Here is a 13,546-nt window from a genome sequence, read left to right as displayed (position 1 = left end):
GAATCATCTGACGGCGACCGTCAGCGGCACGGCCTTGCCTCCCACGGTTCGACCGTCGGCTGTGACGAATCGCGTCGCGGTGGCGTCCACCTCAAGCTGCGAGCTGCCACCCTGCAAGACGTCGAAGAGGAGAACGGCCAGACGTCCTCGTGCGGGGCGTGCCGAACCGGTCGCTCGCACGGTGAGTATGATCTTTCCACTGGGATCGTGCTGCGTGCGGACTTCGGCTGGAGCCTCGCTACTTGTGAGCGCCCCTCCATCGGCCACATTGACCAAGCGCAGCATCTGCGGATTGTAGGTGAGCGCTACCGTCGCTTCGCGAATCTCCTCTCTGCCATTGATGAAGAGCGCGATTTGCACCCACTCGCCCGCTCGCGGCGTGGCCGTGCTCATCTGCAGCGAGAGCTGGATTGGTTCCCCTTCCAACGCCCCAGGAGCCGGAGTGACACTGGGAGCTTCGGTCCGCGATGGCGGCGTCGCCGTGGATTCGGGTGCTTTTTTCTCCTCCGGACTCACGGCTCGGGCGACGCCATGAGGGGACGCGCCCATCTGCGACATCCGCGTTTGCTCCAGGAAGCGCTCGATCGTCAAGCTCGCGCCTTGACTCTGCAGCGTCCCAGCCAACCGTGCCAGCCGATCTCGCTCCTCGATCGAAGCCGCCCGCAGGATATGGGGCGTCACCGTGATGAGGATGTCCGTCGTGTTGCCTGTTTGCTTGGGAATGCTGAAGAATCGCCCGATCACGGGCAAGAAGCCGAGGAAGGGGATGGTCGTGCGCCCCTGCTCATCGCGTTTCTGCGCGACAGCGGCCATCATCGCCGCTTGGCCGGTCCGGACAGTCGCCACGCTCTTCAACTTCCGCGTCGTGAAGACGGGCGTCAGGCTCGTCGGCCCTTCATTGTACCCCGACGTTTCCACCTCCATCTCCAGCTTCACATATTCGTCGCTATAGACCGTGGGCGTGATCGTCACGTTCAGCCCGACGGGCCGATATTCGATTTGCGGATAGCCGAAGCCGAAGATGTTGCCAGGAAATCCCGGCAGTTGCCCACCCGGTTGTTGCCCCGGCTGCGTCGGGGCGACATTCACGAACGAGGTTGGGATCGAAGCCGTTTGAATGGGAATCTGGCGACCAATGTTCGCCGTCACCTGCTGCCCATCCAGAGCATGCACTTGAATACTATCAATCAAGTTGCTCCGACCGCGCGTTTGCAGGAAGCGGATGATGCTCGTGGGGATGGCGAGCGCCAACCGCTGCTCGGTGATGATCTGCCCCATCGTCACCCCGAGGAGGTTCAACGTGCCCGGACGAATCGGTCCCTGTGGCGCGGTGGTGAAGAAACCATCGTAGAGCAACTGGTTCCCGATCTCGATGAGATCGTTGCGCGCGACCTCGTAGATGCTGATGTCAATCATCACCTCGGGCTTCTCCTTGTCGATGCTCTCGATGATCTCTTGGAAGAGCTTGAGGTTCTCCGGCGTCGCGCGTACGATCAAGGCTCGCAAATCTTGATTGAGCACGATCTGCGCGCGCAATTGACCGGCCATGGGCGCCAACTGTTGCTGCACCTGTACGGGATCGGCATGCCTCAGATAAAAGGTTTGCACGCTCGTCTGCTGCAAGCGATTGCGATTAGCCGGTTGATCGAGGGCCACGATGATCGTATTGTCACTGATGGGCTGGAAGAAGAGCCCATGGCTGAGGAGGATGGCATCCAGCGCTTGCGCTTTGGTGACGTTTCGCAACTCGATCGAGACGCGTCGTCCCTCGGGCACGCTTTGATCGAAGAGCACGTTCAAGCCGAGCTGGCGGCCAAGCTGTGCGATGATCGCCCTCAAATCGTCTCGAAAGATGACGTCCTGTCGCGCTTCTTCCTGCGGCGGCTCGGGCGGAAGCTCGGGTCGTGCGCGCCCGGCCTGTAGCTCGGGAGGTCCAGGCGATCCGAACGTCGAATTCGTGGGCACGGAGACGTCCTTCCCCTCCTTCTGCGCCAGTTCCAACGCACGGCGCGCCAGCTCGCGCGCCAATTCGTTGGTTTGATCGAACTGGTAGGCGCGGCGGAAGGCGTGATAGGCGTCCTCATATTGCCCGGCCTCCATCAATTCGCGACCGCGCCGCGTCAAGATGAGCGACGCCTGAAGCGCCGCGCGGCGATAGGCGATGTGATACTCGGGCCGGTTCGCTTCCGAGAGCGCCAGCAGGTACTGTTCCGCCGCCTGATCGAACTTCCCCGCCGCTTCCAATTTTTGCCCCTCTTGGAAGTACTTCTTCCCCTTGGACCCCGCCCATGCGGGAGCGGGCGTGCTCCAAAGGGTCGCCAGGAGCAGGGCGAACGTCCCCACGCGTTTCACTAACAGCGATCGCCGCTTCATAACGTTTTCCCTCCGCACTGAAACTTCTTGCGCCGATCCAGCACGAAGATCCCTCTTCGCGCTTCGGCCCATCTTCGACCGCTCACTCTACGAACGTCACGCGATTGATCTCGCGCAGCGTCGTGATGCCTTCGAGCACCTTTTGAACGGCCGATTCGCGCAACGTGCGCAGCCCTTCGGCCTGGGCCGCGCGTCGAATCTCTGAGCCTGGACGCCGCGCGATGATCAGCTCGCGAATGTTATCGGTCATGTCCAACAGCTCATGAATGGCCGTGCGCCCGCGGTATCCGGTCCAGTTGCAATGCTCGCACCCGATGGCCTCGTAGAACGTATAGGCCCGATAGCGCTCCGGCGGCAGCCCGGAATCGAGTAGCTCCTGATCGCTCGGCGTATACGGGCGCTTGCACTGCGGGCAGAGAACGCGCACGAGCCGCTGCGCGAGCACGCAGTTGAGCGCGCTGACGAAATTGTAGGGTTCCACGCCCATGTTCAGAAATCGTCCGATCACGTCAATGACGTTGTTCGCGTGCACGGTCGTGAAGACGAGATGTCCCGTGAGCGCCGATTGGATGGCGATCTGCGCCGTCTCCGGATCGCGGATCTCGCCGACCATGATCTTATCGGGATCGTGACGCAAGATCGAGCGCAGGCCGCGAGCGAAGGTGAGCCCCTTCTTCTCGTTGACCTGAATTTGCGTCACCCCCTTCAGTTGATATTCGACCGGATCCTCGATCGTGATGATCTTCTCCTCACCGGTTCGGATCTCATTGATCGCGGCATAGAGGGTCGTCGTCTTGCCCGAGCCGGTCGGGCCGGTGACGAGGATCATTCCGTATGGCTCGCGGATGAAATGGCGGAACTTCCGCAGCGTCTCGGCATCAAATCCGAGCACATCCAAGCGCAGATCGCGGAATTTCTCGCTGAGTTGCTCCTTATCGAGGATTCGGATCACGGCGTCCTCGCCGTGAATGGTCGGCATGATCGAGACGCGGAAGTCGATCGTGCGGCCGCGCACGCGCACGCGGAATCGGCCGTCCTGCGGAATACGCCGCTCGGCGATGTCCAGCTCCGACATGACCTTGATGCGCGAGATGATCGTCTGATGGTGCTGGATGTCAATGGGCGGCCCTGCCGGATAGAGCACGCCGTCAATCCGGTACTTGATCACGACTTCGGACGCCTGCGTCTCGATATGGATGTCGCTCGCGCGTCGCTCCAAGGCCGTGAGGATGACTGAATCCACGAGCTTCACAATAGGACTCATCTCGCGATCGCCCATCAGGCGATCCAGATCGAGATCTTCCTCCCCTTGTTCGGTCTCCTTCACGAGCGCCACGCGCAGATGCTCGGTCGTCTCGTCCAAGACGCGCTGCGAGGCATCGCCGCGCGTGAGGACGGCTTCGATGGCCGATGGCGTCGCCACAGCCCACCGCACCTTCTCTTTCAACCGAAGGCGAATCTCATCGAGCCGATCGAGATCCGTTGGATCGGCCACGGCCACCAGCAGCGCATCTCCCTCTCGGCGCACGGGCACGAACCGATATTGCACCATCAACTCGACGGGCAGGAGCCGAAGCAGTTCCTGATCCATGCGCACGCGCGTCAGATCGAGGAACGGAAGCCGATATCGCTCGGCCAAGCGACGCGCGCGTTGCTCCTCGATGAACGGATCCGTGGCCGTTGTCACGGCCGTTCCATTCTTCGCGCTCAACGCTTCAAAGTAAGCGTTCGTGTTCTCTGCCATGGCGATTCCCTCCCCCTTCACCTCGCGCCTAATGTCGAGATGAAGGTGAACAGCGGCAGATACATGGCCAGCAGTACGAAAGTCACCAATCCCGCCATGAGCACGAGCATAATGGGTTGAATGAGCGTCGTCACCTGATTGAAGCGCACCTCCAGCTCGGCATCGTAAAAATTGGCCAGCTCATCGAGCATCTCCTTGAGGCTACCGGCGCGCTCGCCGACGCGCACGATGTCAATCGCCAGCGGCGGAAGCCATCCGGCTTGCTCCAGGCTATCGGCGAAAGCCTGCCCCTCCTGGATGCGTCGGAGGACGATGCCCGAAGAACGGGCGAGCACGCGATTAGTGAGCGTCTCGCTCGCCACGCGGAATGATTCAACGAGTGTGATCCCCCCTTGCAGGAGCGTCGCCAGGCTGCGCGCCAGTTGCGCCACCGCCAGGTCGCGCACAATCGGCCCGACAATGGGTAGCCTCAGGACCAAGGCATCGAGCGTCGCGCGTCCACGTTCGGTCTTCCGCCAAAGCACCAAACCAATGAACAGAGCGACAAGTGCCGGAACGCCCCAGAGGAGGTTCTCCCGCACGCCGTAGCCGACGGCCAAGACGATCCGCGTGATCGTGGGCAACTCGCCGCCGAAATCTTCATAGATGAGCGAGAAGCGCGGGATCACAAATCCGGTCATCACGGCGACCAAGAGAATCAACGCGATGAGCAAGAAGATAGGATAGGCCGTCGCTGCGCGCACGCGTCGCTTGAGGGCGACCATCTGCTTCGTATAGGCGATGTAGCGCGAGAGCATTTCATCGAGATTCCCCGATCGTTCGCCGGCTAGGATCGCAGCGATATATAAGCGAGGGAAGACGTCGCTCCGCGATGCGAAAGCTTGCGACAGCGGCGTGCCTTCGCGAATGCGATCTTCGATGTCGCGCAGCACGCTTTGCAAAGCGGGATGGCTCTGCCGCCGGGCCAGCATGCTGATGGCGTGTAGAATCGGCAATCCAGCGCGGATGAGCGCTGCCAGTTGCTGATTGAAGTGCAGGAAATCCTCCAGCTTGATGCGTCGGAACGAGAAGCGCCAGCTCCAGGTCGGCCTACTGCGCTGCGCGAGGGTGAAGACGCGATATCCCTCGCGCTCGAGGCGCTGTCGAGCCTCCTCCGGGCTCAAGGCTTCCACCTTGCGAAGGACGATCTCTCCCGAAGGAGTGCCCACGCGAAACACGTACTCGGCCATGCCGTGCTCACCTCCGAAGAGCTTCCGGTTGGATCGTGGGCCTCTGCTGCGGGACCACGCGGCGCGGACCGACGACGCCGCCCTGCAGCAGGCGCGCCAAGGGATCGCTCGGGAACATCACCGGATTCATGACGGCGCGAACGCGCGCTTCTCCCACGGCGACCGGGAGAACAGGGATGAAGACGAAGGGCCAATCGCTATAGCGATCCAAGCCATAGTAGACGCGCACACTCTTCTTTTCACTCTTGCTCACGACGCCGAGGATGGGCCCGGCACCACCTCCCTCCTGAACAGCAGAGGGTGAAGTCAACGTACTCTCCGCGAGTCCCTCCGTGGCATCGGGCGCAACGGTTCTCGGCGTTGGCATCCTCGTGCGACGCCCCGGCCGCACCGGTTGCGTCGGCACCGAGCGCGGACGCCCGGGTAGCATGATCACCGCGCCCGGTTGCAGGAACTGCAGGAGCATGGGATTGGCCGATTGCCCGACGGTCTCCAGGTAGGCCTCTACGAATCGCCGCAACACGGGATCGCCGGGTCGTACGACCTTCCATTCTTCGTTGGTCATCGGATCAATGAGGGCCGAAGGGCGAAGGAAGCGCACGCGGCGCATCCCTCGTGGCGTTTGGATGACGAAGCCACGCACTAGCTCCTCCAAGGAAGAGGGATACCGACCGGTCATCTGGACGTATTGCGCGATGGCCTCGACGATCTGCTGACCGCGAAAGAGCATCTCCTCCTCGCGCTCGCGCTGCATCTGCCGCACCAGATGCGGCACATATCCGGCGATGAGGATTGCCATCACGGTCATCGCGGCGATCAGCGCCAACAATGCGTATCCGCGAGCGGATGCGCTCGCGCGCATTCGGTTGCCTCCCATACGCGGCCGAGGCGAGCGGATCATGATGCTACCAATTTCGATTCGGCCGGTTCCTCAATTGCTGAAGCTGTTGCTGGAGCTGCTGGCGAATCTGTTGGGGCGTCATCGGCTGCCCCCACGGGCCTTGAGGTGGCGGCTGCTGCTTCTGCAATAACTCCTGCTCCTCGGGCGGGACTTGATCGGGGGGCGGCTCCTCTTCTTCAGGACTCATCTCTTCCATTTGCTGGCGGAGGCGTTCTTGAATAAAGCGCCGACGTTCAAACGGCGTCATCGGCGAAGGTGCCGGCGTTGTCGCCGCCGTTTGCGTCGTCTCCATCTCCACGCGATGGGTCACGCCGAGAAGGACGTCTTGGATCGTCACGTGCGTGTCCGAGGCAGTGACGACGCGCCAACGATTCCCTTGTCGTTGATCCACAAGCTGACCAACGCGCACAGCATAGCGATCCTCGCCACTGGCCAGAAACACGAGATCAGCAATGCGGCCCACGTACTTGTACTCGGGCGCCGGAGGTTCTAAAACGGCGAGCGTCATGGGCGCGGAGAACTCCCCGCGATCGTTGCGCACGAGGATCGTCAGCTTCCCCGGCGCGCTGATCCATTGACGTCCGATGGTCGTCTTCAACTCCATCGGGCTGACACGCTCAGTCGGTTGTTCTCGCCCATTGACGACGATGCGGGCGTCTTCGGGGAAAGACTCCCCCCGCACGTAGAGGACGAAATCCCCCGTGCGCGCGTACACCGATTCTGGTGAGAGCGAGGTCACGCGAATCGTAGGCGGCGGTCCTGCGGGCTCTTTCGGCGAGACTGGCGTCGGAGGCACGTAGTACACGAAGATGTTGCGACCGACTTCCACTGCCGTGCGTCGTGTCTGCTCTTCAAGCGCGAAGAGCGGGAGTGGTCGGAAGCCTTCCTCTGCCAGAGCGCTCCCGCCAGGGGTCGGCGCCGATGAACGCGCGACCCGGTTGCCGCCGGCTGAAACGGTCTGGTTCGGCCGATGCAACGCCGTCCCTTCCGGATCGGATCCAACGTCTCGAAGCCAGACGACGGCTAAGATCACAAGCAATGCGCTCAAGATCGCGAGTCGCTTCTTGTCCACGTTCTTCACGATTCCCCTCCTGATCGCCGGAAATAGGCGGATATGGTGATCTCCAAAGAGACAGAGCCCCCGGACGCTGCCGCCGGACGCGCCGTGGCGCGCTCCTCCACACTCTTCAACGCCAAGGACTCCACGATCAGCAAAAGCGGACTGCGTTCGAGCGCCGCCAGAAAGCGGCGCATGCTCGCATATTCACCGCTCACGGTGAAGGACAGGCGCAGTCCGGGATAAAAGCCGCGTCCGCCCATCCGTGCCGCCGTGCCCGTTCCCGCTCGAAATTCGGCCTCCTCCATCGGATTGAACATGATGTCCGAAGAGAGAAGGACACCGCTCTCCTGTGCGATGCGATTGACCTCGGTGAGCACTCGCGAGAGACCGGTATCCGAATCTGGGAGATACGTGTGTTCGAAGCGATGGAGGCTTCGGCGGACCGCCTCAGGCGTCGGCGCCTCTGTTCGGGAACCGGCTTGTGCGGCGGCCACGCGTTGTCGCAGCAAGGCGATCATCTCCTGATTTTCGCGGAATCGTCGCTCCAACTCCGCCACCCGCTGTTGGTGACGTTCCAGGGACCAGAAGAAGGCCCCAACGGTCGCTATCGCTGCCAGAGCGCCTAACAAAAGGAACCCTTCGATGGCGCCCAGCCGCTTCGCTCGCCAGAGGCGCCCATTTCGAAACACGAAGGTCGCGGCGCTCATCCTCCCCCTCCGTGGCGAGGCTCAGGGAAATAAGTCACCTCCAGCTCGTATTCGACTTCCTCGGTTCCTTCCAAAGGGCTCTGTTTTCTAGGCCGGAAGTCCCGAAAGCGACCGGAAGCGCGCAACCGTTCCATCACCTGCAGCACGTCGTCAAGTCGTCGGCCGATCAGCGTGAGCGCGACTCGAACTGGGGCGCGCCCGGGATTCAGGACATCCACCGAAGCCGTCTCCTCGGAGGCGACGCGAATCGTCGTCACACGGGCATCTGCGCCGAGACTTCGCTCGATGTCTTGCAAAAGGCGGGACCAGGGGAAGACGCGTCGCTCGATCAGCGCGGCGGCCGCGCGCCAAGCTTCACGTTCCAGAGGAGAGAGTTGCTCCGGGGCAACCGGCGGGGGGATTTGCTGTCGGAGGCGTCGAATCTCCCCCTCCTGCTGCTCGACCAATTCCGTCAGAGCTTCCGCCTGCTGCGCGACATTCCGGGCTCGCGCCGCAAGCAGCAGGCTTCCCCCTACGCATACGCCCACCAAAAGGCCAACTCCCACAATCCAGGCGCGGCGATTGCGGAAGGGTTCGCTGGCCAAATTGATCCACACGCGCATCATCTCCTGTATGATACCACTTTCGCCAGGCCATTAGAAGGGACGCCTCCATCGGGAGAGAGTTCCAAAATTTCTCTCCCTTTCGGGAAGAAGACCTTGCGAATCGTCCGATGGAAGGGGCGATCGCCTCGGGGATCACCGAGGCATCTCAGCCCCTTCCGGCACAATCCACAACTCCAGACGGCGGTTCATCCGGCGCTCCCCACTCGGATGGGGCCGCGCAGCGCCAATGACCCGAATGATGATGCGCGCGGGATCAATGCCCCGACTCGTGACCAGATATGCCCGCGCGTTCTCGGCTCGGCGTCGCGCCACGTTTCGCACTTCGCTACGATCGGCATAGGCCATGATCACCAAACGCGCGCGCGGGTCTCGGAGCAACCGATCCGCGACGTCGTCTAGCGCTGCCTTATGCTCGTTGGTGATCCGAGCCGTATTCTGTGGGAAGAAGAGTTCGCCCGCCCGAATAGGCGTCGGACGCGGAAGCGAATGCACGAGGATCGTGCGTGAATCGGAATCGGTCCCCCCGCGTCCATCCTCCACTCGCAGCGCGATCGTGACCGAGACCGGCGGCGCGCCCGGCCCCGCCGTGAAGCCCGTCGTATTGAGCCGCACCTCAGGTCCCGTCCCTTCGATCACGCCAAGCGAGGACGACCAACTGTAGGAGAGCGGATCGCCGTCCGGATCCGTCGCCACGGCGCGAATGGCGAGCAGATCGCCATCGGTGAACTGCCCGGCGATTTGAGGCGTGCCTACGACGGTGATCTCGATTGCTTCGATGCGCGGCGGACGGTTCGGCGGAGGTGGTGGAGGCGGTGGAGGTGGCGGAGTGGGCGCCAAGACCGTGACCGTCTTACTAGCCGTATCCGATCCGCCGCGGCCATCGTCCACGGTGACCGTTACCGTCACGCGAACGGGAGGCGCACCGATGTTCGGATTCACGCCTCTGGTTTCGAGGGTGACGCTTGGGCCGGTGCCCCTGATGCGTCCGGCTGTCGTCTCCCAGGTGTAGATGAGGAAGTCGCCATCAGGATCATACGCGCGGGCCGTGAATTGGATGGGCTCGCCATCGGTCACCTGCTCCTTGTCCGCTTCCAATGCCGTGATGACCGGAGGCCGATTCGGCGGCGGAGGCGTCGGGCGCGCCTTGCGACGTCCAAGACTCAACGTGATGACAAAGCCATTGGCATCGTCCTTATTCACGGTGACCAAGATCGGATCTTCGGAGAAGAAGGCGCGCCGATCGGCGTTTGTCAGGAACATGCGCCATCCGCCGCCGAGTTGAATCCGCCCTTCGCTGAACAGAAACCGCGCGCCAAGGAGTAGATCCAATGGATTCACGGGATTCAGGTTCGGCGTCCCGCCTCCGACGAAGACCTTCGAGTTCAGCTCGGCCGTGTAGATCACCGAGTGATGAAGCCCTAGCTCTAATCCGGCATTGAGCAGCAGCTCATCGCGGCGATCGAGGATCTTCACCCCCCCTCGATGCACGCTGCCCGTGGCGATGTATCCGAGGTTTTGATGCAGACGCAGGCGCTCCCCCCAAAAGGTCTCGCTGAAGATCAGCGCCACCCCCCCGTCCACGACTCCTGCGCCGCGGCCATGAGCGAGCGCAGAATAATGGCGAGCCGATGGCAACCGAAGCAGCGCTGCGGCGCTCCACGCGAAGCGCCGATCGGGATCGGAGAGCCCCACCTTCATCCCCAGCGTGAAATTCCCCAATCCGTTTGAGGACATGCGCGGGCCGCTCTCATCAGTGAAGGGGAAGAAAGGAAAGTCGTTGTAATAGCTCGGCCGATCGAACGGCCCGAATCCTGGATATCGAAAGGCCAAAGCCCCAAGGGCGGGAAGAATGCCTCCGCCCGGCGCACTCGTCCCCGGGAAGAAGGCCGTTCCATCTCGCCCGCCTCGCGGTGGACCGAAGGCGCGAATGGGATCAGCTCCTGGCCCTCCGAAGCGCAGGCGCCCGAGATTGAATCCGCTGCCACTCAGCAGGAACGGCTGACGCGTCGTCACCTGCTGAAAGAAATCAATCGTGCCGAAGACCTCGATCCGATCCGTCAACCCCAACGTGAAATTCACGGGGATCTGGTTGACATCAATGTCCCCAGGGTCCCGATCGAAGTTGTTCCAGAAGACGCCCCAGGTCCATTCGCCCCGACGCAATGTGCGCGCGCTCCACGTCCCAAATAATCCCGTGCTCGATCCGCCGACGAATGTCGAGGTCATGGGCGAGGGTGCTGGTGCCTGCTGTCCTGCGATCGAGCGCACGCCACACCAAAGGATAACGACGAGCCACAACAGCGAGCGTCGCCTCACGGCACCCCTCCTCATCCGCTTCGCACTGAGAGAAATCGCAACGGCTTCACGTCACTCACCACTCCCACGCGATGCGCGAGATCGTAAAACAGCGCGAGGCTGGCGATTCCCTCCTCATCCAGGTCGTACGTGACCGATTCCTCCAAATACAGCCGAAGGAACTCCAGCGGCAGGCGCAGCGTCTCCGCATATCGCGCGATGATCTGATCCCGATGTCGCAGCCCTTCCTCCCTCGCTTGCTGGAAGTCCACGACCGCTCCATGCCTCCAACGATCCTCTCGCACAGCCCAAAAAGCGAAGACTAACGGCTTCCCCGTGTATTCCCGCCACAGCCGCGCGTAGTCGTAGAAGCGAAGGTCCGAACGATGATAGCGCACCTGAAGGGCCGGATCTCCAATCAGAAGGGCAGCATCGGCGACCGCGAGCATAGCGTCCACATCGGGCGGCCAGGGAATGTACTGCACGCGACGATCCAAAAAGTGCTCGAAAAAAATGCGCGTCAGAGTGGCACCAGTTCGCGAGGAGATGTCCAGCGCGACGCGCCGCACGCGCTCCATCGGCACGCGCGACGCGAGGAAAACGCTCCGCACCTCATGCGGGGAGACGACGGCGACTCCAGGAACGACCGCTGCATTTTCGATCCGCTGATACTCGATGACGGGGATCAGGGCCGCATCCACCTGACCATCCCGCAATAGCTCGCTGCAGGTCGAAGGCGCCGCGTGAGGGAGAAAGAGAACGGCCTCACGAAGAGACCCGTGAAGGAAGCTGTAGCACAAAGGTGCTGAATTCAAGTAGGTCGAGGCCGCGATCACCGGCTTCTCCGTCCGCTCCGTCACCGCCGCACGTTCCCTCTGTCGCTCGAATTCGACATCCCGCCCGCTATACTACGGGAATCGCTGCTATTTCGCAAGCACGGCGTGAACCATGGGACACCATCGAGGAGACGCATCGCGCTCAGCGTTCCTTGCGCTCTTCCTCCAAGAACCATGCGCCGAGTCGCTCATCGCGCCGCAGAGTGAGAAGAAGGCCTCCTTCGGCGCGAACCCGAAACCGCCTCCAGACTCGCCCTTCGCTCAGCTCCACCACTTCCTCAATGATCTCCTCCACCAAGACCCATCGCCCATCGCGCTCAAACGCCGTTGGGCGCTGCTCTCCCCGATACCCCGCATAGGTCCGCACGTTGATGGGACGATGCGACATTTGTCATCCTCTCGCCGAACGCAAGGGCCAGATGTGCGTTCGCGCTATCCGAAGAACGTGACCTGCACGATCCACGAGAGGATCAGGAGGATGAAATACGCCGCAAGCGGCGTCAGATCGAACATCCCCAGTGGAGGCACCACCCGTCGCAGCGGAGTCGTGATCCGCTCGAACCCCCACCAAATGAAGCGCACAAGTCGCCCGCGATACACGCCGATCCAAGAGAAGACGACGCCGAAGATGACGCAGATCATCGCCACCGAGAGCGCGAGCAAAAGCACGTGCCCGATGAGATGCCGCGCGCCAGGACCGAGCTCGCCTTGCGCGAAGAACCGCGCGGCGATCCAGAACCCAATCACGGCGCGATGCACATCGCTCACGAAATGCAGGCCGAAGGCGAGCACGAGGATCGCCAGAATGAGGAAGAGGATGGGCGCCAGATCGTATCGCGAAGTGAACGCCAGCGGATTGCGCCGCAAGGGCATGAGTAACGGCTCGCTCCACCGTCGGATCACGTAGGGGAACCACCCGAAAGGATTCAAGCGCAATCCGTCCACGACCATTCGCGCCACGACCAATCCCACTGCGAGCGCGAACACCACCCATAGGAATCCCCGGATCGCTTCGAAGACGAATCCCACGACGTTCATGGCTGACGTTCTCCGAAGATCGCGCGTCCGATGCGGACCATGGTCGCTCCTTCCTCGATGGCGACTTCGAAATCGTGGCTCATGCCCATCGAGAGATCTCGGAGCGGCGGCTCGAAGATCTCCCGCGCGTTCAGTTCCCGCAAGCATTCGGCCAATCGGCGAAAATAGGGACGCACGCGCTCGGGATCCTCAAAGTATGGGGGGATGGCCATTAATCCCCGGACGCTGAGATGCCGCAGAGGACGACATCCGCGCGCCACCTCGATGAGCTGATCCACGGGGATGCCGAACTTCGTTGGCTCCCCCGCCAGATCCACCTGCAGCAAGACAGGGATCGTACGCCCCAACTCGCCGGCGATGCGATCGAGCCGTTCGGCCAACCGAAGACTATCGAGCGAATGGATCGCGTGGAAGAGTTGAACGGCCCGCCTCGCCTTATTCGATTGCAGATGTCCGACCAAATGCCAGACGATCGGGGCATGGATTTCGGTGATCTTCCGCTCCGCTTCCTGAACGCGATTCTCGCCAAAATGAGTGAGCCCGGCGGCGATCGCTGCGCGAATGCGCTCCACCTCCACGCCTTTTGTCACCGCCACGAGCGTGATCTCTTCGGACGAGCGCCCCGCGCGTTCAGCAGCGCGGCGAATCCGCTCGCGCACGAGCGCGACGCGTTCGGCAATCTCTTCCGACATCACTTCGGGCAGTATATCAAACGCGCTGCGCTGAGAGCAAACTTCCCCTCTCCCGCCCTCTCGGCG

The 13,546-nt window shown here is 62.2% G+C and carries 12 protein-coding genes; all 12 read right to left on the bottom strand.

Annotated features, from left to right (window positions below):
• Positions 1-3: 3 nt before the first annotated feature.
• The 12 genes from NZ746_11895 to NZ746_11840 all read right to left on the bottom strand — a co-directional run bounded on the left by NZ746_11895 (position 4) and on the right by NZ746_11840 (position 13,480).
• On the bottom strand, positions 4-2,373 hold the full coding sequence (locus tag NZ746_11895; protein MCS6818057.1) for a hypothetical protein: 2,370 nt from the start codon (positions 2,371-2,373) through the stop codon (positions 4-6).
• An 82-nt stretch (positions 2,374-2,455) separates the two neighbouring features.
• Complete coding sequence (locus tag NZ746_11890; protein MCS6818056.1) at positions 2,456-4,117, bottom strand: GspE/PulE family protein; 1,662 nt, start codon at positions 4,115-4,117, stop codon at positions 2,456-2,458.
• 17 nt (positions 4,118-4,134) lie between these two features.
• The gene (locus NZ746_11885) at positions 4,135-5,346 is read right to left on the bottom strand and encodes a type II secretion system F family protein (GenBank protein MCS6818055.1); all 1,212 of its coding nucleotides are present in this window, start codon (positions 5,344-5,346) and stop codon (positions 4,135-4,137) included.
• Between the two features lie 7 nt (positions 5,347-5,353).
• A complete protein-coding gene (locus tag NZ746_11880; protein MCS6818054.1) occupies positions 5,354-6,208 on the bottom strand; it encodes a type II secretion system GspH family protein in 855 nt (284 codons plus the stop codon).
• Between the two features lie 43 nt (positions 6,209-6,251).
• Positions 6,252-7,328, bottom strand: a complete 1,077-nt coding sequence (locus NZ746_11875; GenBank protein ID MCS6818053.1) for a hypothetical protein — start codon at positions 7,326-7,328, stop codon at positions 6,252-6,254.
• Positions 7,325-8,014 carry a type II secretion system protein M gene (locus tag NZ746_11870; GenBank protein MCS6818052.1) on the bottom strand — a complete coding sequence of 230 codons (690 nt, stop codon included), beginning with the start codon at positions 8,012-8,014 and terminating at the stop codon, positions 7,325-7,327. The genes NZ746_11875 and NZ746_11870 overlap by 4 nt, the downstream gene beginning before the upstream one ends.
• A complete protein-coding gene (locus NZ746_11865) occupies positions 8,011-8,616 on the bottom strand; it encodes a hypothetical protein (GenBank protein MCS6818051.1) in 606 nt (201 codons plus the stop codon). The genes NZ746_11870 and NZ746_11865 overlap by 4 nt, the downstream gene beginning before the upstream one ends.
• A gap of 135 nt (positions 8,617-8,751) precedes the next feature.
• Positions 8,752-10,935: an OmpA family protein gene (locus NZ746_11860; protein MCS6818050.1), complete on the bottom strand. Its 2,184-nt coding sequence runs from the start codon at positions 10,933-10,935 to the stop codon at positions 8,752-8,754.
• Between the two features lie 11 nt (positions 10,936-10,946).
• On the bottom strand, positions 10,947-11,774 hold the full coding sequence (locus NZ746_11855) for a menaquinone biosynthesis protein (GenBank protein MCS6818049.1): 828 nt from the start codon (positions 11,772-11,774) through the stop codon (positions 10,947-10,949).
• Positions 11,775-11,892: 118 nt separating this feature from the next.
• Positions 11,893-12,138 (bottom strand): hypothetical protein, encoded by a 246-nt coding sequence (locus tag NZ746_11850; protein ID MCS6818048.1) that lies wholly within the window; start codon positions 12,136-12,138, stop codon positions 11,893-11,895.
• Positions 12,139-12,182: 44 nt separating this feature from the next.
• Complete coding sequence (locus NZ746_11845) at positions 12,183-12,788, bottom strand: YggT family protein (GenBank protein MCS6818047.1); 606 nt, start codon at positions 12,786-12,788, stop codon at positions 12,183-12,185.
• Positions 12,785-13,480, bottom strand: a complete 696-nt coding sequence (locus NZ746_11840; protein MCS6818046.1) for a YggS family pyridoxal phosphate-dependent enzyme — start codon at positions 13,478-13,480, stop codon at positions 12,785-12,787. Before NZ746_11840 ends, NZ746_11845 begins: the two co-directional genes overlap by 4 nt.
• Between the last annotated feature and the right edge of the window lie 66 nt (positions 13,481-13,546).

The organism is Blastocatellia bacterium, from assembly GCA_025055075.1.
Classification (GTDB): domain Bacteria; phylum Acidobacteriota; class Blastocatellia; order HR10; family HR10; genus HR10.
This window is presented reverse-complemented; position numbering and strand designations above follow the sequence as displayed.

Coding starts and splice junctions, on each gene's coding strand:
- NZ746_11850 (MCS6818048.1), bottom strand. CDS start 12,138: ATGTCGCATCGTCCCATCAACGTGCGGACCTATGCGGGGTATCGGGGA.
- NZ746_11840 (MCS6818046.1), bottom strand. CDS start 13,480: ATGTCGGAAGAGATTGCCGAACGCGTCGCGCTCGTGCGCGAGCGGATT.
- NZ746_11890 (MCS6818056.1), bottom strand. CDS start 4,117: ATGGCAGAGAACACGAACGCTTACTTTGAAGCGTTGAGCGCGAAGAAT.
- NZ746_11870 (MCS6818052.1), bottom strand. CDS start 8,014: ATGAGCGCCGCGACCTTCGTGTTTCGAAATGGGCGCCTCTGGCGAGCG.
- NZ746_11885 (MCS6818055.1), bottom strand. CDS start 5,346: ATGGCCGAGTACGTGTTTCGCGTGGGCACTCCTTCGGGAGAGATCGTC.
- NZ746_11865 (MCS6818051.1), bottom strand. CDS start 8,616: ATGCGCGTGTGGATCAATTTGGCCAGCGAACCCTTCCGCAATCGCCGC.
- NZ746_11895 (MCS6818057.1), bottom strand. CDS start 2,373: ATGAAGCGGCGATCGCTGTTAGTGAAACGCGTGGGGACGTTCGCCCTG.
- NZ746_11845 (MCS6818047.1), bottom strand. CDS start 12,788: ATGAACGTCGTGGGATTCGTCTTCGAAGCGATCCGGGGATTCCTATGG.
- NZ746_11880 (MCS6818054.1), bottom strand. CDS start 6,208: ATGCGCGCGAGCGCATCCGCTCGCGGATACGCATTGTTGGCGCTGATC.